The sequence below is a fragment of the Anaerocolumna sp. AGMB13025 genome (genome assembly GCF_029689925.1).
Lineage (GTDB): Bacteria > Bacillota > Clostridia > Lachnospirales > Lachnospiraceae > Anaerocolumna.
This window is the reverse complement of record NZ_CP121445.1, coordinates 5,654,905-5,677,851: the sequence shown is the minus strand read 5'-3', so window position 1 is coordinate 5,677,851 and position 22,947 is coordinate 5,654,905. Positions and strand designations below refer to the sequence as shown.

The following is a 22,947-nucleotide window of genomic DNA, read 5'->3' as shown; positions in this document are numbered from 1 at the left end:
TTTTATATTTCTAATTCATATAAAAAATTGAAAGAAGGAGAAAAGGAGGTTTTACAATTGAGAAAAAGTAGCTTTATGAAAAAAACGCTAAGCGTAGTATTAAGCTTAACGATGCTGGCATCGGTGTTAACCGGGTGTAGCAAAGACAACACCAATAGCAATGGCACCGAAAACAATGACACCAAAACCAATAACACGACTGAGGTAACAACCAGGGGAACTGATACCGAAGGAACTAACAAGAACTATGATAAGTTCATTACCGTTGATGTTTTCGACAGTCAGGCAAACTTCCAGGGTATGCAGTCAGGATGGTTTGCAAAAGTAGTAAAAGATAAATTTAACATGGAACTAAATATTATTGCGCCGAACGTTGCAGGTGGTGGTGATTCACTTTATCAGACACGTTCCGCTAACGGTAATTTAGGTGATTTAATTTTAACCAATGCGGATCAAAACAGATTAAAAGACTTAGTAACAGCTGACTTAGTACTTGATTTAACAGATTATATCGGGAATGAAAAGAATCTACAGGAACGTATGGCTGCGATTGAGAACACCAGTTCCCTTACAGGGAAAGATGGATTATGGGCAGTGCCCAGTCAGACATCTTTATTATCACCGACCGAACCGACAGAAGCAACCGACCCGACTTGTGCTCCAAGTATTCGTTGGGATTTATACGGGCAAGTTGGTTATCCTTCCGTTGCTACGTTAGAAGATATATTACCAGTTCTTAAGCAGATGCAGGATAAGGCAGGAAAAAGCAACTCAGGTAAGAACGTTTATGCATTTTCATTATTTAAAGACTGGGATGGAGATATCATGCAGAATGCCGGATCATTTACCGCATTATATGGTTATAACCCTCAGGGCTTTGCATTATATGATGTAGCTGGTGATGATATCCAAAGCATGATAGATAGTAACTCTCAGTATGTAAGAGCATTAAAATTCTTATATAACGCTAACCAGATGGGTTTAGTTGACCCAGAATCTACAACGCAGAACTTTGATGCGGTATCTGCTAAGTATACGGATGGTGCTGTGCTTTATTCCTTATGGCCTTGGTTAGGCGGCGGTTATTATAATACATCAGATAATATTGCAGCAGGTAAGGGATTTGCTGATGTTACGATTCAGGATGGTAAATATTTAAGTTTTGGTAACACGCCGTTAGGTGATAACTCCTTTGCAATTATGATTGGCAGCAAGGCAAAAGATCCTCAGAGATTAGCAGACTTTATTGACTGGTTATATTCTCCGGAAGGTATTACTATGTCTGCTACCCAGACTGGCGGTAAATGTGGTCCGGAGGGCTTGACTTGGGAAATGAAAGACGGAAAGCCTGTATTTACTGATTTTGGTAAAAAAGCTTTTATTGAAATGGATCAACAATTAGAAGTTCCTGAAGAATGGGGTGGCGGTACCTGGAAAGACGGTATCTCTGCATTAAACTACAATGCAGTTGGTATTACCGAAGTTAATAAAGAAACAGGTATGAATTACAACTATCAAAGATGGGAAGATTACGCTAAATTAACGGAGTCTACACTTTCTAAGGATTGGTCGGCACATAACGATAATACTACAACCGGTATTGAATACTATAAAGAAAAGAACATGTTAGCTGTAAAACCTGGTATTCCTTTCACTGGAACTGAATATTCAACAGATATCAGTGCAATCAAGGAACAGTGCAAGCAGATCATCGTTCAATATTCCTGGCAGATGGTATTTGCAAAGGATCAAGCTGAATTCGACAGCCTGTTAAAAGAGATGCAGGATACTGCACTGGGCTTAGGATATGATCAGGTATACGAAGTAGACAAGAAAAACTGTGAAGACAGATATGCAATAAATAAAGATTATTTAGCGAAAAACCAATAATTAGCTCTAAATTAGTAATAAGAAAGGCCCGGTCTAATAAGATTAGATCGGGCTCTTTGATTAATTATTCTCCTTTTCTGAATTCAACGGGGCTTATTCCCTTAAGTTTTTTAAATTTATGATGAAAGTAATTTACGTTGCTATAACCAACCTTAGTTGCAATTTCATACACCTTCAGTCCTGTATTTTCCAGCAGTTCCACAGAATGTCTGATTCTCACTTCATCCAGATAGTTGTTAAAGCTCTGTTTCATCTTCTGTGTAAATAATTTACCCAGGTAAGAACTGTTATAACCAAATAAAGAGGCTATGGTTTCTAATTTTAATGGAGCAGAATAATTATGCTCGATGTAATAAAGAATATCTTCAAAAATATATTCATTAGAACTGTTACCAATGGCACGTATGAACATTTCAAACTGCTCAGTAAAATACTGAATGATTTCATATAAATAATACTTATTTTCAATAATCTCAATAATCATAGAATTATGTGCAAAAGGAATGTTAATATGACTGTATTTATGCATAATAGCTTGTTTTGTCTGAAGAAAGATATCGGCTAGAAAGCGCTTAATGGTAATAACATCATCTCCACTCTGATAAAGGGAAGTTTCTAGTTCCTCAAGTATCTGAATTAACATCCGTTTATTTTTTGCTTGTATAAAATTAACCATATTATTACTGTAAAACTGAGATTTTTCAATACTTACGATGGATTGATAAGAAGATATCTCAGGTAAAGCCTCATAAGATAAAACATGCTGATTTTCAAAACAGAAAAATCTTCTGCCCATTAATCGCTTGCAATCCTCATAGGACAAATGAATATCGAAAAGATTGGAAGCTGTTCTTCCGTAAGTAAGGAAGATGGAATCCAGAGGAGAACCTTGTTGAGTACCGTTTTCATAATGCAGCAGACAGGTGTTAAATTTGTTTAAAGCATGATTACCCTTAAGTAATATGATTTCCTGATTGTCCAGTGTGATATGTTCAAAGAAATTGTTACCCTGGTTGGCCACTTTAAGCAGATCGGCAAAACTGTAGCTCGTAAAAAAAGGAGTATACCCTTCATAAATAACAACCTGATAAATAGGAGCATATAATCCCATCTCTAAATAATTAATTGAGTTATTGGATTCCGTTCCCAGCAGTAAGTCTCTAAGAATTGTGGATTTGGCTTTAATCAGATATTGATTCAGTGATTGCTCCTTTTCACGGGTTTTTATAATCTTTTCTTTCACAGTTATTACTGCTTTTTCTAAAGCGTCTTCATCAATTGGCTTTGTCAGATAGAAGGAAACGCCATAATGTAAAGCAGTTTGGGCGTATTTAAAATCAGAATAACCGCTTAGAATAATAAAATCCCCATTAAACCCTGTGCTGCGCACTTTCTCGATTAACTCCGTACCATCCATGCCAGGCATGCGGATATCAAGCAGAACAAGATTCGGATTATATTTTTTTATTTTATCAATTGCTTCTTCACCGGAAGCTGCGTCACCACAGACACAAAAACCGAGAGAGTTCCAATCAATCACATATTTAAGACCTTCTCTTACGATTGCCTCATCATCAACAATTAATACATCCAGTAATGTATAGTCCATACACTTATGCCTCCTTGACTGTTATAGCTGGTATAATAAGGGTTACTGTAGTGCCCTCGTTAAGCTGGCTTGCAAAGGTAATACCATATTCTGCCCCGTAAAGTAGCTTAATCCTTTGATTAATATTATATAAACCAATACTTGAGGTAGTGTCAAGAGAGGCTGAATTAATCCGCTTATTCAGTTCTTTTAATTGCACGGCATTCATTCCGTTACCGTTATCAGTTATTTTTATAATAAGCATATTATTTGCAGTTTTTGAAATATTAATTATAATCTGACCGTTCACTTTATTGCGTTCCAAGCCATGAATAACAGCATTTTCAACAATTGGCTGTAATAATAACGGTAAAATCTTATAGTTATTCAAATCCATATCTTCATAATAATTGATAGTATAATTCACCCTGTCACCAAACCGTATTTTTTGAATGGACAGATATACCTCTACATATTCAAGCTCTTTTGCCAGTGTAGTTGAGTCAGTCCCCGTATTCTCCAGTACATAATGCATGGACTTACCCAGAAGTTTTATGGAGGTAATGACATCCTTATTGCCAGTTGATAGTGCCTGCATACGTATTGTTTCTAAGGTATTATATAAAAAATGCGGATTGATTTGGTTTGCCAGCATCTTATATTCCATTTGCTGCTGTTTATTAATCAGCTGCTGCTCTACAATCTGAGATTGATAGAAAAGTGCTTCATTTTCAGAAATCTTTTGAACGGTTGATTTTAGATCTTTAAAGATCTCTGTCAGCTCATCATCTCCTTTAAATAATTTCATAATATTATAATCCCCCAGACTAACCTGATGCATTGCATTTTTTAGGGTTTGAACACGGGTATTAAAATAGGAGGAATACAAAATAGTCAAAATAATTGGAAATAAAGTTACAGTGATGAGAATAACGACATAAATTAAGGTAATCCGATTAAGTCTGGCATAAGCGTTTGGGTCCGTTACACAGATGTAGAACTTATTGTAGGTTTTATAAGGCAGGAAGGTAACGATATTAGCCAGCTGCTTTTTGGAATCAATCACAAGGGGACCGGTGTATTTATAGTAATTATTATCAAATTCTGAGGGAAAAGGGATTAGCTTTTGGAGCCAGTTTCTCTCGGAAGAGTAAAATGTGAGCTCATTATCCACGGAAGCCATAACGGTATACTCACTGTCAAGTAAGCGGTTTTTTAAATAATTGGCATCAATGCTAAGGACTAGATAAGCAGAGTATTTGGTTGAATTAATACCGATACGTCTGATAATGGAAAGCTCATAAACCTTACTATGCCAACTATCTTCACTGGTTAGGCATTTCCAACTGTTTAAGGCATTTTTGGCAATCTGGTCGCTCCACTGCAAGCCGCTGTAATTATTCACAGTAGTAATGTAGGAATTACTCGGTATATTAGGATTATTGGTATAAATCATAATCGATGCGATGGCAGCAGTGGTAGAGCGCATTGTTGTGAGGGAGTCGGTGGCTAGTTTATAATATTGCCGATCATTTGTAGTGCTAAAATCGGAACCCAATAGTTTACGCAGATAATTACTATTAATTAAATTATCACAGGAAGTATATAATGAAGTGGTAATATCAAAGATGGTTGAATTGATTCGCAAAGCGGCAGTTGATACCTGGGATTCGTATTGTTCTGACATTTGCTTTCTTGCCTGCATGATCGAAAATAATCCAACTATAAATAGCGGTATAAAGGTAGAAAACATACAGATGAGAATGATTTGCTGTCTAACTTTTGGTTTGACAAAATGCATAACTGGTTTTTTCATTTACATGCACCTTTCTATAGGATATTAAAATTGGACAAGGAGACCCTATGATATAAAATAGTATAGTATAGATGTTCTAGAAAAAATACATCAAAAATTCTAGATTAATGATACGAATATTGAAGGACTTCAGGTTAGATGTATAACATAGTTATTTTTTATGGTTCAGTTAAGAAAAGACCTAGTGTGAATTCCCATCAGTTGTATCCTAATAAATGCTGAAATCATAGGCGTTTTATACGATACTTAATGCAAGGAAAATACAGATTTTCTTTAGAACCTTGCAGGATGTGATGAGTATGTATAAGAAACATCGAAATAAACAGTTAAACTTAAACGATTTCAACCAATAGTTTCAATGATTGACATTCCAGGATTCATATGATATGATAAGTAACATATGTTAGGTAACGATTGATGCGTAACAATTGTTATGCAATAATTTTTATGAAATCAACGTTAGATAAAAAATATATCTAAAAAAGTTAAAAGGAGTGATATAATTGCCACCCAAAATCAAGGTTACAGAAGAAGAAATAGTAGGTGCCGCCTTAAGAATAGTCAGAGAAAAGGGTTTTGAAAATTTGAATGCCCGTGATTTAGCGAAGGAGCTTGGTTGTTCGGTGCATCCTATATTCAGAGTGTTCAACTCTATGGAGGGACTTAAATCAGAGGTTTATAAGATAGTGGAGCAGATTTATAATAAACAGATGCAAAGTGCCCTGGAAAGTGGTAAAGAAGGATTCCTTAGTGTTGGGCTTACTTATATTAATTTTGCCAGGAATGAGAAGAACCTGTTCAAACTATTATTTATGTCAGATGCCTTTCGTGAACAAAGCATAATGGATATAGTAGGTGCAACAGAGGGAGATGATGAAGTAATTGCTATGCTGAGCCAAATGACTGGCTTAAGCACGTTAGGGGCAAGAGAGTTATATGCCGGTAACTGGCTGACAACCCATGGTATTGCCTCCATGTTCGCTACCAACAGCTGCAAGTTAAATGATGAAGAAATAAGACGGTTCTTAGGTAATTGTTTTAATGGTATATTGATGAAATTAAAAATGGAGGAAGAAACAAAATGAAAAAGTCATTTGTACAAAATCATTCTTATATTGCAGCAATACTGATTGGGTTACTCTGCGTCTTTATGTCAGCACTGGGAATGGCAGTTCCGCAGATTATAGGTCTGGGTGATAGGGATACTTATCTGGTGGCTACTATTTTTCTGATAATCTCAGTCATTGTCGGATTGTTTATTATGAATAAATCCAGGTCTTCTCTGGCAGAATACGGTTTTAGGAAAAATAGAAAGGGAACCTTTCAAAAAGTATGCTTTTATATCCCTTTACTGATCATGGAACTTATTCCTATTGTGGTATTCGGTTTTAGTGCGGATATTGCAAAGATAGATTATATAATAATTGCACTTTTTACAATAGCAGTTGGTTTTAATGAAGAAATATATTTTAGGGGATTAACACTTAAATTCCTGGAGGGAAAAGGAAAGAAAAAAGCAATTATCTATTCTTCTGTTATATTTGGAATCCTTCATCTTGCTAATGTGTTTAATGGTAGAAATACATTATATTTGGTATTACAGGTATTGTTTGCATTCTTAGTAGGTATTGTTCTGGCTGAACTTGTAAGTTTGACCAAAAGTCTCTGGCTAGTTATTATCTGGCATGCAGCCCATGATTACATATCATATATAACAAAAGATGATTTAGATAAACAGTCATTGATTGTATTGGCAATACAAGTGGGAATACTATTGATATATGCAGTTTACCTTTGGTCTTTAAGTATGAGAGAAGAATAAGCTGGGGTTCTTACAAAGCGACATAGCAGGGATTTATTAACTTAACTATAGTAAAAAAGAGTGACTAAATATATCACTCTTTTTTTATATTACGTGAAGAATTCGTCCGCCAAGGCGCGAAAGTGTCAGTAAGCTGCCACTTTATTCTCACAGAAAATTATGAACTTCCTTTCTTTTTCTTCCATAATTACGAAAGTTGTCAGTGAGCTGACATAGAATATTGTGAGTTCCTTTTATTTATATAAGATACTATATTGAATTTTAAAAGAATAAGCTATATGATGGGGTTAAACTAAATACAGAAGCAGTATATGTAATGAATTCATTGATTCATATAATAAGAATTCCAATATAAGAGAAATGAAGAAAGGAATATGGAAATATACATGACGAATGACTTAACAACAGGGAACCCCATGAAATTAATTATTGGATTTACAATCCCCATATTAATAGGAAATATTGTACAGCAATTTTATTATGTTATAGATTCCATTATCGTCGGACGGTATCTGGGGGTGAATGCACTTGCAGCTGTTGGTTCCACCGGATCGCTGACCTTTCTGGTTATCGGCTGGGTCATGGGTGTGACAGGCGGCTTTAGCATCATCGTAGCCCAGCGTTATGGTGCCGGAGATATAAAAGGTGTGAAACATAATATAGCAATGTCTTACTATTTGTGCATAATTATGGCAGTAGTAATGACAGCCGGTCTATTGCTGGCAAATGGCTCGATATTGCGTACAATGAATACACCTGCTGAAATTTATCAAGATACCTATCATTTTATAAAAGTTATTTACATGGGACTGACCGCTACTATAGCCTATAACATACTGGCCTCTATTCTTCGTGCCCTGGGAGACAGCAGGACACCTCTTTATTTTCTGGTCTTTTCTTCTGTTGTTAATATACTTTTGGATTTACTGTTTATTGCCGTATTTTCCATGGGCGTGGAGGGAGCAGGTTATGCTACGGTAATCTCACAGGCTATAGCATCCATCTTATGCTTTATCTATATGCTTAAAAAATATCCTATATTAAAACTGAAAAAAGAGGATGCCCATTTTTCTATGAGAAGTACAAAGAGGCTAATAGGTATGGGAGCACCGATGGGACTTCAGTTTTCTATCACCGCGATTGGTGCAATTATAGTCCAGGTTGCCCTAAACGGGTTTGGTCCGGTATACATAGCAGCATTTACCACCTGCGGAAAGATTCAGAATATTATTACCCAGCCATTTCCTTCCCTGGGGGCAAGCATGGCTACCTATGTCGGCCAGAATACCGGAGCAGGGAGAATAGACAGAGTAAAAGAAGGAGTAAAAGCCAATATTATCTTAACTATGATCTGCAGTGTAGTTTCCATGATAGCAGTATTGGTTTTTGGTGACTTGCTGGCCAGGCTATTCTTAACAGATGCCAGTGGACTTGTAGTTGAAAAAGCAAAAATATATTTCTTTGCGGTAGCCGGTTTTTATCCTGCCTTGGGACTTATATTTGTGTACCGGAATACCTTGCAGGGGTTAGGCTATGGTTTATTGCCTATGCTTGGTGGAATTTTTGAATTATTTGCAAGGGGGCTGGTTGTTGTTATCCTCGCAAGACCGTTAGGATATCTGGGAATTTGTTTAGCCAATCCGGTAGCCTGGATATCTGCGTTAATACCGTTAATTCCGGCTTATTATTACAGGATAAAAAGATTAAATAACAATATGGAAAGGAATAGTTAATAAATAAGATACACTGATAAAGTCAGTCTTTGCGCATTCCTGGAAAATGAAAAAATGTATGTAAAAAATACATATTTCTTATTGTGTTTCTATTTGATATAATGGTACAATAGAAATACTGTGGGAGTAAATAAAATATTCCCTGTATATATTAATATCTGCTTTTCAAAAAAGAATTGGAGTATAAGAAGTTATTACAGGAGGAGTACCATTGAACGGCTGGTCGAAGAACAGTAAGGGCATTTACCTGATATTAGCGGTATTATTTTGCATGACCATACTGGCATCAGAAATAAAGAATTACCATATAGACTCAGATACTACTCCGCTGCCTTCTTCCAATCCGGATTCTGTATCAGAGAAATCACCCAAAAGTAAAAATTCAGATTGTATCGTTGAGATGTTAGGAATATTGGCGGACGAAATTAACGCTGGTATTACCTCTGGTAACGTTACGATTTTGGCATACAGGAGTTATTCTTTAAAGGATTTAATTCCTGGCATGATCTTTTTATATTTCCCATTTGTTTTGTGGGCTCTTATGGTCGCATTACGGATCGGTAAACATGTAAACAGAATGTATCTGATTATATTTATACACAATTCGGATGGCGAGAAAGGGCTGACCGAAGGAATTTTAGCAGTGTAAAATATAAAATCAGAAAAGAGGATAATAGATGAAACCAGGTAAAAAAATGCTTGCAGTTATTTTTCTTTCAATAGCTGCGTTTGTTTGTATTGCGGTGTTTGGCATTGGAAGTAATGTCAAAGGTATCTTTGACATGCGTTTTGGTATTGATATACGCGGAGGAGTTGAAGCAATTTTTGAACCACAGGGTCTTGACCGTACGGCTACGGAAAAGGAACTGGAAGCGGCAAGGGAAGTTATAGAAACCAGACTTGATAACGAGAACATATCAGATCGTGAAGTAACCATTGATAAAAGTGCAGGTTATATCATTGTACAGTTCCCCTGGAAATCCGGTGAGACAAACTTTAATCCGGAGGATGCGATAGCAGAACTTGGTGATATGGCAGAACTTACTTTTAGGGATCCGGCCGGTAAGGTATTAATTCAAGGTAAAGATGTAGAAACCGCAACACCAGAGAAAGATAAATCTGATGTTTCTAATGGTTATGTAGTAGCCCTGAAATTTAATGCAAAAGGTTCAAAAGCATTTGAAGAAGCAACTGGAAACTTAATTGGTCAAAAAATGAGCATCTATATGGATGACAACTTAATATCCAATCCTTCAGTACGAAATAAAATAACCGGAGGACAGGCTGTTATTACCGGTATGCAGACTTATGATGAAGCGAAAGCCTTAGCAGAAAAAATTAATGCAGGTGCCCTTCCGTTTTCTCTGGAAACTACCAACTTCTCAACAATCAGTCCGTCCCTTGGTAATAATGCTTTAAATATCATGGTAATTGCAGGTATTATAGCATTTTTTGTAGTGTGTATCTTTATGATCTCCTATTATAAACTGCCCGGTATTGTTGCCTGTATTATACTGGTATTGCAGATGGTACTGCAGATGCTGGCAATTTCGATTCCTCAGTATACCCTTACCTTACCTGGTATAGCAGGTATTATTCTGACCCTGGGTATGGCAGTGGATGCGAATATTATTATTTCAGAACGTATTTCAGAAGAATTAAAGAAAGGATTCTCCGTAAGGAGTTCCATTCGAAATGGATATAAGAGTGCATTTTCTTCCGTACTGGATGGTAATGTTACGACAGCCATTGTTGCAATTATATTAATGATATTTGGCTCCGGTTCCATGTTAAGTTTTGGTTATACTCTATTAGTGGGTATGGTGGTAAATCTTTTAGTAGGAGTTAATGTATCCAAACAACTTTTATTATCCTTTGTCGAATTCAAAAAATGGAGTAATGAGAAGTGGTTCCGAAAGAAGAAAGATCAAAAGGTAAAGCAGGTATATCAGAAAAAATATATATTTGCCATAATCTCAGGAATTATTATAATAGCCGGAATCATAGGAGTCTTTGCCAAAGGAGTAAGACTGGATACTCAGTTTACCGGTGGGGCTGTATTAAGCTATACCGCAACAAATGAGGCAAATACGGATAAAATAAAGGATGCGATTGAAAAGCAGACAAACAGACCGGTTACGGTTCAGATTAAAGCAGATAATATGACCGGCAATAAGAGACTTTCCGTTACATTGGCGGGTAATCAAGGTATTTCCCCAGATGATCAGAAAGAGATTACAGAAGCTATTAATAGTACTTCTCCTAATGTGAAAGCGGAACTTGCAGAAACCTTTGTTGTAGAACCATATATTGGTGCTAAGGCGCTGAAGAATGCTGGTATAGCCATTGCTCTTTCCTCTATATTTATTGTTATATACGTTTGGATCAGGTTCTCAGTTATGTCAGGACTTTCAGCCGGCATCATGGCGTTAATTGCCCTGATACATGATGTTATTGTTGTGTTCTTTGCCTTTGTATTGTTTGGAATCCCGCTAAATGATGCATTTGTCGCGGTTGTACTGACAATAATCGGATATTCCATCAACGATACCATCGTTGTTTATGACCGTATCCGTGAAAACAAAAAGAGCAGCAGTAAATTATCTGTTGTGGAATTGGTAAATGAAAGTGTGACACAGACCCTTGGCAGATCCCTTAATACATCCTTTACAACCGGAATCTGTGTCCTAATTATCATGGTTGCATCAATCGTATTCCAGATTGGATCGATTAGGGAATTCTCTCTTCCCATGTTCTTTGGTATCGCAACCGGATGTTATTCTTCCATATGTATCGCAGGCACCCTTTGGGCAGGCTGGGAAAAACGGAAAGAAAGAGCTTAATTTAAAGCCAATCAGTACGCAAAATTAACCTTTTTATACTCGAATTAAATATAAAATATTAAATAGTAAAATATAAAACAGCAAAGAGTTCCATATCAATTAGTAATTAAATGATATGGAACTTTTTAAATGCCATAGGGAAACTGATTTTTGCCCTTTAAGCTGAATAAAGTCCTTCATTTGGTATAACTATAAATATAAGGCTAATCCATATATTGTACTAAATCTTAACCGGTGATAAAATATTACTATATGGAAAAAGCTAAGAGGAAGGAGAGATAATTCACCTGTCAGGCAATACGAAGGGAATTATAACGAGTACTATGAATGATTATAAGAAAGAATATGAAAGATGGCTTCAGAACGAAAGACTTGATACCTCGTTAAAAAAAGAACTGGAAGAAATAAGGGATAACGAAGCCGAAATTAAGGACAGATTTTACAGTGATTTATCCTTTGGAACAGCCGGATTACGGGGGATACTTGGTGCCGGAACCAACCGTATGAACAAGTATGTGGTGGGTAGAGCTACCAGGGCTCTTGGTAAGGTAATCTTAAAGCAGGGAAGGGAATACGCCGAAAAAGGGGTAGCCATTGCCTTTGACTGCCGGATTATGTCCACAGAATTTGCAGAGCTGTGTGCCCTTATCTTATGCAGCATGGGAATTAAGGTATATCTCTTTGACACCTTAAGACCCACTCCGGAATTATCCTATGCAGTAAGATATTATCAATGTGTGGCAGGGATTAACATAACTGCCAGCCATAATCCAAAGATTTATAACGGTTATAAAGTATATTGGGAGGAGGGTTCCCAGATAAAAGCTGCGATAGCGGACCAGATTCTAAAGGAAATAGCTGAGCTGGATTTGTTTGAAACCTCAGATATACTGGAAAGGGGTATAGCTAAAGCACAAGGCTTACTGATAACGATTAATGAAGAAGTGGATGAAAGCTTCTACGAAAAAACCATGTCTGTGTCTTTACGGGATAAGGAAGTAGATAAAAATATTAATATTATTTATACACCTCTAAACGGTGCAGGTAATATCCCTGTCCGTACCGTGTTAAAACGGATGGGGTATACCAATGTCCATGTGGTAAAGGAACAGGAGAATCCAGATGGAACTTTCCCGACCATTGCGTATCCCAACCCTGAAGATCATGCAGCATTTGCACTGAGTGAAAAACTTGGGATAGAACTAGGTGGGGAGGTTTTAATTGCCACAGACCCGGACTGTGACAGACTTGCAGTTGAGGTTATCCACCAGGGTAATATAATTGGGTTAAATGGAAATCAGGTGGGAGTATTAATGATACACTATATTCTTTCGTCCCTGGCAGAAAAAAACAGCCTCCCAGATCATGGGGCCATGGTAAAGTCCATAGTTACCGGTGAAATGGGCAGTGCAATTGCAAAAGTCTACGGTGTCAAAATGTTTGATGTACTGACCGGATTTAAGAATATCTGTGCCCTGCCAAACGAATGGGATAAGACAAAAGAGTATACCTATCTCTTTGGCTACGAAGAAAGCATCGGTTATAATGTGGGAAGTTATCTGCGGGATAAAGACGGGGTATCAGCCACACTGATTCTTGCGGAAATGGCCGGATACTTCAAAAAGCTTGGAAAGACCTTGATTGATGTATTAAATGACTTGTATGAACAGTATGGCTATTACAGCGAAAACACCATATCCATTGTTCTGGAAGGAATACAAGGTCAGGAAAGAATAAAAAGGATGATGATAGAGTACCGCAAAGACTATGCAGTTTCCATTGGTAGTTCCAAACTGACTCAGATAACCGATTATGAAACCGGGGAAGAAACAAACATAGTTACCGGTGAAAAAATAACCATAGATACAGAAAAAACCGATGCGGTCCGGTTTCAATATAACGATGGCTGCTGGTATACCTTAAGACCGTCAGGGACAGAGCCCAAAATTAAACTATATATTTATACGAAGGCAGATAAGAAAGAGTTGGCAGATGCTAAATTAAAGGAAATTGAAGATGCTGTTTTAGGAATTTTGTATCATATTAATTAATAACACAGCTGGGATAGGCTTTAAAAGATCTGCCCCTTATAGAAAAAAAATTATTATTTCCTCTTGACTTTGACGTCGCGTCACTAGATATACTTTTCATATGCCTGGTGCGCACGGGTTACTAAAGGAGAATTGAAATGGAATTACTAACAATTACCCAAATATCAAAAACTTTCAATGTATCAACAAGGACTCTTAGATATTATGAACAGATTGGTCTTTTGCCAAGTGTTAAGAAGGAGGATTATTCCTACCGGACTTATGACAAAGCTTCCGTAATGAGGCTGAGGCAGATTATAATCCTCCGTAAACTTCGGATACCGTTAAAGCAGATCAAAGAAATCTTAAAAGATGAGGATTCTGTCCTGGCAATCGAGTTCTTCAGAAAAAGCATTAATGAAATTGATGATGAAATTACTGCATTATCCACCATCAAAACAATTTTACTGAACTTTATTGAAAGGCTTGGTGATGTGGTTCCGAAGAAGTTGAAGCTGGATTTATTTGGGGATGAAGACATATTGAAAGTGATTGATACCTTAACAGTAACAAAAATCAATTTCAAGGAGGAAAAATCAATGAATGAATTAAATCAGGCAACGGAAAGCTTAAATAAGTTAAAGGACATAAGAATCGTATATCTCCCGCCCATGACGGTGGCAGCAAGCCAATATACCGGAACCGATAGTGAAACCCATGCAGGGGAGCAGCTGAATGATTTTATAAGGAAGAGCGGCTTGTTAAAAATCAAGCCGGATGCAAGACATATCGGGTTTAATAACCCCATGCCGCCCAGGGGCACAGAATTTGGAACACCCTCTGTCGGCTATGAAATGTGGGTTTCCATTCCGGAGGAGATGGAAGTACCGGCGCACTTAGTAAAAAAACACTTTTATGGCGGGCTGTATGCTGCCCATGCCATACACATGGACGAATTCGATCATTGGGGATTGTTAGCAGACTGGGTATTTCATAATAATCCCGATTATGAATCTGCCTGGGGAGAAGTGCGTGCCGATTATCATGAAGCAGAAGCAGACTGGGCTCTTGAAGAACAGCTGAATTTTTATAACAATGTCCAGGATACTAATTTTGACAGTGAAAAAATGCAGTTGGATTTATTATTTCCGATTAAAAGAAAGAACTAAGAAAAGAAAATACTAATAAAAGAATATATACGGATTCCCTCATAACCTTGAAGATTGGAATCACAAAATACCTGCTATTTCTATGAACAGGTATTTTGTGATTCTATTTTTATGCATAAAAGCACCTTGTGGATTTGAGAGCGGAACTGTCCTAAACGATGCACGATCCTACCGCCAAGAATAGGATCAACGAAATAATCATTGCTGCAAGTATTTAATCTGCTTCCGACTTATAACGATAGATTTACCTTATATCTATTTCTTTCCATTTCCCCGTCAAATACCGGCTAAATGACAATAAATAATTTGCTGTCCACCCCATAGGAACCGCGTACCATACGGCGGCAATACCCCAGACCGGTGCAAATTGAAAAGCCACAAAGACACGGATTGCTAGATTTACCAGGTTAGCAGCGGTAAAGACTTTCATATCACCTGCACCCCTAAGTAAGCCGTCGGTTATCATTTTAAGTCCCAGCATGATATAAAAAAATCCCATGAACTTTAAATAAGCCGTACCGGTCTGTAAGGCAAGATTACTGCTTTCTTTATTTAAGAAAGCAGAAATAATAGGGGTATGGAATAGTTCCAAAGCTCCGCAGATAAGTACTGCAAATGCTGCCAGGATAATATAAGCCGAAAAGTAACCTTTCTTTACCCTTTCCTTTTGTCCCGCACCGATATTTTGGGCTGTAAAAGTCGATACCGCATTGCCCATAGCTGAAAGAGGCACTACGCAGATACCTTCAATCCGCATGGCTGAGGAATAACCGGCTAAAACCTCGGAACCAAAACCATTCACGACGGACTGTACCAGCATCATACCAATAGAAACAATGGACTGCTGGAGGATAGAGGGCACTGCAATCCGGAATATTTTACCTAATAAATGAATATCATATCGTTTTATATAATTACCTTTTTCAAAATTTCTTAAATATCGTATTAATATAAGGAAAGCCAGTATGGCTGAAATACCCTGAGCTATTAAGGTTGCCCAGGCCACTCCCCCTACCCCTAAGTGAAATACAATTACGAAAAAAAGATCCATCAACACATTTAGAACGGATGAAAAAATAAGAAGATATAAAGGGATTTTAGATTTGCCCAAGGAATTAAACACAGCCGCCAGGACATTATACATAAAAAGAAAGGGCAGACCGATAAAATAAATCCTTAAAAACAAAGCCGCCTGGTCGATTATATTATCCGGTGTATTTAGCCATCTCATAATTCCAGAACTTAAAGTAAATCCGCCTATACCAAGCAAAATACTGATTCCAAGGAAGGTTATCAGTGCAGTATAGATGGAGGAACGCATTCTGGAATAATCTTTAGCCCCAAGATACTGGCTGGTTAATACGGAGGCACCAATGCCACCTCCAATTGCAACAGAGATAAAAACACTTGTCAGGGCGTAGGAAGCCCCGACGGCGGCCAGTGCATTTTCATTGACAAACCGGCCTACAATAATGGAGTCCACCATTGTGTAAAGCTGCTGGAACAGATTACCTATTATCATGGGAAGGGCAAATAGAAATAAAGATTTTCCAGTATTACCATGAAGCATGTCACTTGATTTCATTTGTAGAGTTCTCCTTTAAATTTTACTGTTCGGTGCTAGACACACGCGTTCTCTTTTGATTTTACTGTCACAATCATACTCACAGAAACAATTCTTTATTTCTTTTTGGGATTGTTCTGCCAACCGGGTCATGTCAGAGATAGTAGTTTCAATCAATTTCAGAGTATCAGTTTTAACAATATAATGCATATGATACCCTAACTTTTTCCCATATATAATATCTGCGTCCCTTAAAAGCTGCATATGCTGGGATACCGCAGATTCACTGATACCTATCTTTTTTGAAATAACCCGGACACAGTAGTGCCGTTCCAGAAGCAGAGTTATAATCTTATATCTGGTCGGATCTGAAATCGCTTTTAGTTGATTCGTAATGTCCATCCTGAATATCCTCCTTTATAAATCGGTAAAAAATATGTATGAATATAGCATGTCCAATAAAATATATATAACATACATTATAGTTCCGAATTTGATTAAGTCAACACTTAATTAAATTTGAAACAGAAAACTGGCATTCTGGTGTATCTACATATTACAAAACGTAAAACCCGGGAAAATAAGCTGTTATTTTTCTGCAGGCTGCTTAAATCAGTAACAAAGTAACGAATGATATTGAAATAGATTGAAAAATTTGGTCTGAAATGTTAATATTGTAACAAGATGATATTTACAAAAATTTTATATACTTAAGAAATTTTAACAAATATGATTCAAATGAATATTTATATTATAGATACATATATGAATTATCGGATGCGGACTGCAAAACCTTCCAAAAAGAAAAGGTAAATCAGGGAGAAGTCTGCTTATAAGGAATAAGAAAGGGTATAAACATGATAAACAGCAAAACTTACCTGAAAGTGAATGGAGGCAAAGCACTACAGGGAGAAGTAGAAATCAGTGGTTCTAAGAATTCAATTCTGGCCTTAATACCTCCGATGTGTTTAGGGGAAGGCGAAGGAACATTAACCCATATATCCGGAATATCAGATATTGATGCGATGAAAGGAATTTTGGATGAAATCGGAATACAAATGACCTATGAACAAGATAGCGTTAAAATCAAAGGAACCATGGTTTATTCCGAATTAAGCAAACTGTATGTTTCCCAAATCCGAGCCTCCAATTTATTTCTCGGTGTATTATTAGCCCGCTTTGGTAAGGCAATTGTTCCGTTATCCGGTGGAGACAAGATAGGGAACAGACCCATAGACATCCATTTATATGTGTTTAATAAATTTGGTATTCGGACAGAAATCATAGACGGATACGTAAAATGTGAAGCAACCCAGTTTCCATACAAAGGACAAAAGATATTTTTAAGATTTCCAAGTGTTGGTGCAACAGAAAATGCAATGTTAGTTGCCAGTGCCGCCGATAGTGAAACGATTATCTACAATGCTGCCATGGAACCGGAGATTGTCGATATGGCTGTCTTATTAAATTCCATGGGAGTTAGGATATCGGGAGCAGGAACTCCTGTAATCCGTATCAAGCCGTCTAAGAGAAAGTTACAGCGGACGGTCCATGAAGTTATGCCCGACAGACTGGAAGTTGGGACCTATCTTTTTATGATTGCAGCTACAAAAGGTTACGGTGTCCTAAAGAATGTAATACCGGAACATGTTATTTCCGTAATTACTATATTAACGGATTCCGGAGCGGACATTACCGTTGATGATAATAGTATCAGAATTAATGCTAAAAACTGCACTTTAAAACCCGTTAATATTGAAGCTTTACCCTTTCCTGGGTTTCCGACGGATCTGCAGCCCTTTGCTACGGTGTATGCTCTTGCCTGTGAAGGAAAATCCTCTATAAAAGATGCAGTTTTTCCGGTTCGGTTTAACCATCTGTTTGAAATGAGAAGAATGGGCATGGTCTATGAGAGTGTGTATTCACAAGTTATCATTGACGGAATTCAAAGATTAACCGGAACAACCATGACCGGAACAGATATCCGGATGTGTACGGCACTGGTTATGGCGGCATTAATTGCAGAAGGGGAATCAAAAATCTACGGTTTGGAACATATCCTGAGAGGTTATGATAATTTATTCCCGAAACTGATTGGTTTGGGAGCAGATATCGAAATCATAGAAGAGGAGAATGTTGAGATGGTCCTGCAAGTAGAGTGTATTTCGTAATATATAGTAAAGGATTGATTCGTTCCTATACGGTAGGAGTGCAAAGAGTGCTTTATTATTGAATGGATGTAAATTAATAGGTTATGTGAAATGTTTTTTGCCCTAAGTTGATTTTTTATCAGCTTGGGGCTTTTGTTCGTTCTGTTGAACAAATTAATTTTGTGTCGTAGGGCTGAGGAAGGAACCTTTTTATTATTTCAAAATATATTGTGGGTAATGAAACGGAAGGAAGTATACCATGCAACCCTTCACTCTTTCTCATTCTGGTCCTTCGCTGGATTCCTTACATGCTCCTGAGAATTTTTATATTGACATATGCCGTATCGGAGATGCAGATTCTTTTCTGTTAAGGAAAAACCAGGATTTTATGCTGGTTGACACCGGCAGATATGAGGATGCAGAAGATATTACCGGACTACTTAACAAAAGAGCAGCAGTCAGACTGAAAGCCCTGGTAATTACCCACTATGACAGTGATCATATCGGAGCTTACTTAGCCGTCATCGATTATATGAATACGTTAAAATCCGCATTAAATCCACGAACCATAGAGCATATCTATGCCAGAAGGTATAAAAAAGAGCAGTTAAGTATATTACCGAAGGACAGATACCAAAATTATGTGAAGTTTATCAATGGGATCCTTAGATATTTAAACCGCAGCTCAGAGGAATTTGATCTAAATGCACTGCCGTCTTATGAAACCACTGAGGCAAAAGCAGATGAATTATATGGTAACGGTGAGGGAGTATGGATTTTTCCCTGCCGAACAAATCCTTGCAGTAATTTTACCCTGGATGCTGCCGTTTACATACAGTGGTTAAACAGGGAAGCCTCTTATCTTACGGCGGGTGTCACAGCCAGAGTCTTAGCCGGGAATGTTAATAATGATTCGCTGATCTTTCAAGCAGTCTGCTATGGCAAATCCGCGTTGTTTTTAGCTGATATGGGTTATAGCGGTCTGAATGATTTAATCCTTTACCGTTCTTTTTATCTAAAAAGTGATATATTAAAAATTGCACATCACGGGCATAAGTACAGTTCACCTTCTTATATCATTGATGAAATAAATCCAGTACTTTCTTTCGTAACCACCACACTTGATGCCATACCAGATGATACCTCCTTTTATAACCGGCTGGAGGAACTTACTGCCGGGAATATTAATTTTGGTTCCCTGATCTTTTCCGGGAAGGTATTTGGAAGTTATTCCACCATAGCCATCCGTAAAACAACTCCCCAGATTTATACGGAAAACACATCAATTATTGGTCACCAGGCAGCTTTTGGCAGGGTATGAGTCAGTGGTCAGCACGTAATATTTCTTTGATTTTACATGTTTTAACGAATAGCCTGTATATAATAAACCTCCCCTTCATATCTATGATTATAGGTACAAGGGGGATTTTTTATGAATCTGTTTGCTATGCTCCTTGCTATATTGGCAGGAATATTTACTACGATAGAAGCAAGTATTAATTCGCAGCTTGGAAAATATTTAACACCAAGTATTGCTACTCTCCACAGCTTAATTGTAGGTCTGACATTTATGTTCTTTATTAATTTATTTTTAGGCAATCTTCCAAGATATGCGAAGGTTACTTCTGTTAATCCAATCTGGTTGATTGGAGGGTTTTTTGGAGCGTTTATCATTTACCTGTCCTCTAAATCCATTCCCAGGCTTGGAATTTCAAGTACATTAATTCTCATACTGGCAGGCCAGCTCGTAAGCGGTCTCTTAATTGATGCACTGGTCAATAATGCCGAGATCAGTTTTAAGAAAATGATGGGAATGATTATGTTTTTGGCAGGAGCAGTTATTTTTCTTCAGGAATAAATGGTTAAAGCAAGGTCTAAAACCACAAACTCCTCGCTATGCTCGTCAAACAGTGTGCATTTGCGAAGTTTGAGTTAGTAACTAAAGGGTATAAGAATCTCTATAAAAAGGTTTCATATAGATAAGTTTATATGGAGCCTTTTTCGCATTTTTATGATTTTTATTAGGAAGAAATCTATCCAGTCAGGTATCTATCCAGTCAGAAATTTGGCATTGGAGATAAGCGTTCAGAAGGTCATTTTTCATGATATTACTAATAATTGTCATTTTATTACTAATAATTGCTGTGAACGGACAGAGTTATTGATTAATTTGAGATGTAGTTTATTATATTAATATACTAATATATTTGTTGCGAGATGAAAAAATGCGAATAATTCCTGTAATTCAGTTGGCTTTTGCCTGTTTATGTAGAAGTATTGGCATAAATATTTATTAACTAAGAAAGAGGTGCAGAAATGAAAATTTCTAAGACGAAACAGCCGGTCTCAACAATCAGGCGAACCCGAAATTATATCAGACGCTATTGGACCCTTTACCTTTTACTGACTCTTCCAATTATATATTTCCTGGTTTTCCGTTATACTCCTATGGCGTATATCATGATAGCTTTCAAGAAATACAGTATAGTCGAAAGCGTCTGGGATATGAAATTGGCGGCAAATCATGGGTTCCAATATTTCATCCAGGCCTTTTCCAACAGAGACTTTCTCTATGCGCTGAGGAATACACTTTTGTTAAATTTATTGGATCTGGTGATTGGTTTTCCGGCACCTATCATATTGGCCTTACTACTTAATGAATTAACGTTCCGACGGTTCAAACGGGTTACCCAGACAGTTGTTTATCTGCCCCACTTCCTATCCTGGATTATTATCTCCGGTTTGGCATTGCAGCTTTTTGCTCCTACGAACGGTTTGATTAATTTGGCACTTACTCATATGGGGCTGGCTCCGGTTCAATTTCTTAATGACCCTGCACACTGGGTAGGAACTTACATATTTTTAGGAATCTGGCAAAGTGTGGGCTGGAACACGATTATCTATCTTGCATCAATTACCAGCATAAACCCAGAGCTTTATGAAGCAGCCTCGGTTGACGGAGCAAACCGCTTTAAGAAAATGTGGCATATTACCTTACCCGGAATCCGTTCCACTATTGTTGTACTTCTTATCTTAAGCCTTGGAAAAATTATGGGAAGTGAATTCGACCGACCCTATGCATTAGGGAATAACCTGGTTAAGGGTGTTTCAAACGTTATATCTACTTTTGTTTATACCAATGGTGTACGCGGACTTCAATTTTCCCTGACAACGGCAGTAGGACTATTCCAATCCATTGTCTGCGTAATTTTCTTACTGGCAGCCAACGGAATAGCTAAGAAGTTTGGTGAACGTGGAATCTGGTAAGCTGGAGTTAGATGTTTCCAACCTATTTTTATATAAAGCAGTATCGCAAGGAAGCCTGCGATATGCAATGGGTTAAGTGTTGAAAGAAAATATAAGAATCCAAAAGACGCCACATAAAGATTCTTTCAACCTTCATATGTGGCAGTATCGCAAGTCTGCTTGCGATATGCAAAGGGGGTAAAATATGATAAAATCGAAAGCTACTAAAATTGGTGACTTGGTTGTTGCTTTCATCTGCTGTTTGATTATTTTAGTTTGTTTACTGCCGCTTCTTTACGTATTGGCCCGTTCGTTAAGTTCTACCGACGCACTAATCCGCAATAAAGTTATACTTTGGCCGGTGGGTTTGAATTTTGATGCCTATAAGACAGTATTAAGTGATGCCAAGTACATTTGGTCTATTGGGTGGACGGCAATCCTTACTATTATCTGCACCATTTTGTCACTGTTTATGACAACGATTTGTGCCTATCCGCTAATATTTGACAAACTAAAAGGACGTCGTTTTTTCAATACCATCATCATTCTTACTATGTATTTTAATGCAGGTACAATTCCTTTATATCTGTTGCTTAAAGATCTGGATATGATCAATAAACCTTCGGTACTTATTATTCCAGGCTGTTTAAGTGTATTCAATATGATAATTATGCGAAGTTTTCTATATGGGATACCCGATAGTCTACGGGAATCTGCGGAGATAGACGGAGCAGGCTATATTCAGATACTTATTAAAATCTACCTGCCCCTTTCCACACCGGCGATTGCTACCATTGCCCTGTTCTATGCCGTGGGACGCTGGAACGGTTTCTCCGATGCCCTGATGTTTATGAATGACCGGCGTTTTTATCCGATTCAGGTGCTGTTATACAACATTCTTAACAATGTTATGAGCGTTGAAGTTTCTACCAAGGAGGGTTTTTCAAGCCCGGGGCTCTCAGAATCCTTAAAGGCTGCCACCGTTATGTTTGCCACAGTACCAATTCTCGTGGTTTATCCCTGGCTGCAAAAGTATTTTATAACAGGCGCAACCTTAGGTGCGGTTAAGGAATAACAGTGCTGTTTCACTTCTTTA

At 37.5% G+C, this 22,947-nt stretch carries 17 protein-coding genes; 13 read left to right on the top strand and 4 right to left on the bottom strand.

What is annotated here, in order from left to right:
• Positions 1-57: 57 nt before the first annotated feature.
• Entirely contained in the window at positions 58-1,890 is a 1,833-nt protein-coding gene (locus QA584_RS23575) for an ABC transporter substrate-binding protein (RefSeq protein WP_278271554.1), read from the top strand.
• Between the two features lie 64 nt (positions 1,891-1,954).
• Here QA584_RS23575 and QA584_RS23570 read toward each other — a convergent pair whose 3' ends face one another.
• Together QA584_RS23570 and QA584_RS23565 are read right to left on the bottom strand one after the other, a co-directional pair.
• On the bottom strand, positions 1,955-3,499 hold the full coding sequence (locus tag QA584_RS23570; RefSeq protein ID WP_278271553.1) for a response regulator transcription factor: 1,545 nt from the start codon (positions 3,497-3,499) through the stop codon (positions 1,955-1,957).
• A 4-nt stretch (positions 3,500-3,503) separates the two neighbouring features.
• Complete coding sequence (locus tag QA584_RS23565) at positions 3,504-5,294, bottom strand: sensor histidine kinase (RefSeq protein ID WP_278271552.1); 1,791 nt, start codon at positions 5,292-5,294, stop codon at positions 3,504-3,506.
• A 503-nt stretch (positions 5,295-5,797) separates the two neighbouring features.
• On the opposite strand from QA584_RS23565, the gene QA584_RS23560 reads away from it, so the two are divergent.
• The 7 genes from QA584_RS23560 to QA584_RS23530 all read left to right on the top strand — a co-directional run bounded on the left by QA584_RS23560 (position 5,798) and on the right by QA584_RS23530 (position 14,891).
• A complete protein-coding gene (locus QA584_RS23560; RefSeq protein WP_278271551.1) occupies positions 5,798-6,379 on the top strand; it encodes a TetR/AcrR family transcriptional regulator in 582 nt (193 codons plus the stop codon).
• Positions 6,376-7,116, top strand: a complete 741-nt coding sequence (locus tag QA584_RS23555) for a CPBP family intramembrane glutamic endopeptidase (protein ID WP_278271550.1) — start codon at positions 6,376-6,378, stop codon at positions 7,114-7,116. Before QA584_RS23560 ends, QA584_RS23555 begins: the two co-directional genes overlap by 4 nt.
• 374 nt (positions 7,117-7,490) lie before the next feature.
• Entirely contained in the window at positions 7,491-8,849 is a 1,359-nt protein-coding gene (locus QA584_RS23550; RefSeq protein ID WP_278271549.1) for an MATE family efflux transporter, read from the top strand.
• 211 nt (positions 8,850-9,060) lie between these two features.
• Positions 9,061-9,498, top strand: coding sequence for a hypothetical protein (locus QA584_RS23545; RefSeq protein ID WP_278271548.1), 438 nt, complete (start codon positions 9,061-9,063; stop codon positions 9,496-9,498).
• Positions 9,499-9,526: 28 nt separating this feature from the next.
• Entirely contained in the window at positions 9,527-11,692 is a 2,166-nt protein-coding gene (secF, locus tag QA584_RS23540; RefSeq protein ID WP_278271547.1) for a protein translocase subunit SecF, read from the top strand.
• A gap of 323 nt (positions 11,693-12,015) precedes the next feature.
• Positions 12,016-13,743 (top strand): phospho-sugar mutase, encoded by a 1,728-nt coding sequence (locus tag QA584_RS23535; RefSeq protein WP_278271546.1) that lies wholly within the window; start codon positions 12,016-12,018, stop codon positions 13,741-13,743.
• Between the two features lie 137 nt (positions 13,744-13,880).
• Positions 13,881-14,891, top strand: a complete 1,011-nt coding sequence (locus QA584_RS23530) for an effector binding domain-containing protein (RefSeq protein WP_278271545.1) — start codon at positions 13,881-13,883, stop codon at positions 14,889-14,891.
• Between the two features lie 244 nt (positions 14,892-15,135).
• Here the strand turns inward: QA584_RS23530 and QA584_RS23525 are convergent, their stop codons facing one another.
• Entirely contained in the window at positions 15,136-16,476 is a 1,341-nt protein-coding gene (locus QA584_RS23525) for an MATE family efflux transporter (protein ID WP_278271544.1), read from the bottom strand.
• A gap of 15 nt (positions 16,477-16,491) precedes the next feature.
• The gene (locus QA584_RS23520; protein ID WP_278271543.1) at positions 16,492-16,857 is read right to left on the bottom strand and encodes an ArsR/SmtB family transcription factor; all 366 of its coding nucleotides are present in this window, start codon (positions 16,855-16,857) and stop codon (positions 16,492-16,494) included.
• Between the two features lie 455 nt (positions 16,858-17,312).
• On the opposite strand from QA584_RS23520, the gene murA reads away from it, so the two are divergent.
• The 5 genes from murA (at position 17,313) to QA584_RS23495 (ending at position 22,926) form a co-directional block, all read left to right on the top strand.
• Positions 17,313-18,626: a UDP-N-acetylglucosamine 1-carboxyvinyltransferase gene (gene murA, locus QA584_RS23515; protein ID WP_278271542.1), complete on the top strand. Its 1,314-nt coding sequence runs from the start codon at positions 17,313-17,315 to the stop codon at positions 18,624-18,626.
• A 238-nt stretch (positions 18,627-18,864) separates the two neighbouring features.
• Positions 18,865-19,926 (top strand): MBL fold metallo-hydrolase, encoded by a 1,062-nt coding sequence (locus QA584_RS23510; RefSeq protein ID WP_278271541.1) that lies wholly within the window; start codon positions 18,865-18,867, stop codon positions 19,924-19,926.
• Positions 19,927-20,037: 111 nt separating this feature from the next.
• On the top strand, positions 20,038-20,463 hold the full coding sequence (locus QA584_RS23505) for a DMT family transporter (protein WP_278271540.1): 426 nt from the start codon (positions 20,038-20,040) through the stop codon (positions 20,461-20,463).
• A 458-nt stretch (positions 20,464-20,921) separates the two neighbouring features.
• A complete protein-coding gene (locus QA584_RS23500; RefSeq protein ID WP_278271539.1) occupies positions 20,922-21,872 on the top strand; it encodes an ABC transporter permease in 951 nt (316 codons plus the stop codon).
• 184 nt (positions 21,873-22,056) lie between these two features.
• A complete protein-coding gene (locus tag QA584_RS23495) occupies positions 22,057-22,926 on the top strand; it encodes a carbohydrate ABC transporter permease (protein WP_278271538.1) in 870 nt (289 codons plus the stop codon).
• Positions 22,927-22,947: the final 21 nt, after the last annotated feature.

Bases quoted from the DNA above. Each gene is read 5' to 3' on its own strand.
- QA584_RS23565 (WP_278271552.1), bottom strand. From the start codon at position 5,294: ATGAAAAAACCAGTTATGCATTTTGTCAAACCAAAAGTTAGACAGCAA.
- QA584_RS23555 (WP_278271550.1), top strand. From the start codon at position 6,376: ATGAAAAAGTCATTTGTACAAAATCATTCTTATATTGCAGCAATACTG.
- QA584_RS23570 (WP_278271553.1), bottom strand. From the start codon at position 3,499: ATGGACTATACATTACTGGATGTATTAATTGTTGATGATGAGGCAATC.
- secF (WP_278271547.1), top strand. From the start codon at position 9,527: ATGAAACCAGGTAAAAAAATGCTTGCAGTTATTTTTCTTTCAATAGCT.
- QA584_RS23495 (WP_278271538.1), top strand. From the start codon at position 22,057: ATGATAAAATCGAAAGCTACTAAAATTGGTGACTTGGTTGTTGCTTTC.
- QA584_RS23535 (WP_278271546.1), top strand. From the start codon at position 12,016: ATGAATGATTATAAGAAAGAATATGAAAGATGGCTTCAGAACGAAAGA.
- murA (WP_278271542.1), top strand. From the start codon at position 17,313: ATGATAAACAGCAAAACTTACCTGAAAGTGAATGGAGGCAAAGCACTA.
- QA584_RS23520 (WP_278271543.1), bottom strand. From the start codon at position 16,857: ATGGACATTACGAATCAACTAAAAGCGATTTCAGATCCGACCAGATAT.
- QA584_RS23550 (WP_278271549.1), top strand. From the start codon at position 7,491: ATGGAAATATACATGACGAATGACTTAACAACAGGGAACCCCATGAAA.
- QA584_RS23505 (WP_278271540.1), top strand. From the start codon at position 20,038: ATGAATCTGTTTGCTATGCTCCTTGCTATATTGGCAGGAATATTTACT.
- QA584_RS23510 (WP_278271541.1), top strand. From the start codon at position 18,865: ATGCAACCCTTCACTCTTTCTCATTCTGGTCCTTCGCTGGATTCCTTA.
- QA584_RS23530 (WP_278271545.1), top strand. From the start codon at position 13,881: ATGGAATTACTAACAATTACCCAAATATCAAAAACTTTCAATGTATCA.
- QA584_RS23500 (WP_278271539.1), top strand. From the start codon at position 20,922: ATGAAAATTTCTAAGACGAAACAGCCGGTCTCAACAATCAGGCGAACC.
- QA584_RS23525 (WP_278271544.1), bottom strand. From the start codon at position 16,476: ATGAAATCAAGTGACATGCTTCATGGTAATACTGGAAAATCTTTATTT.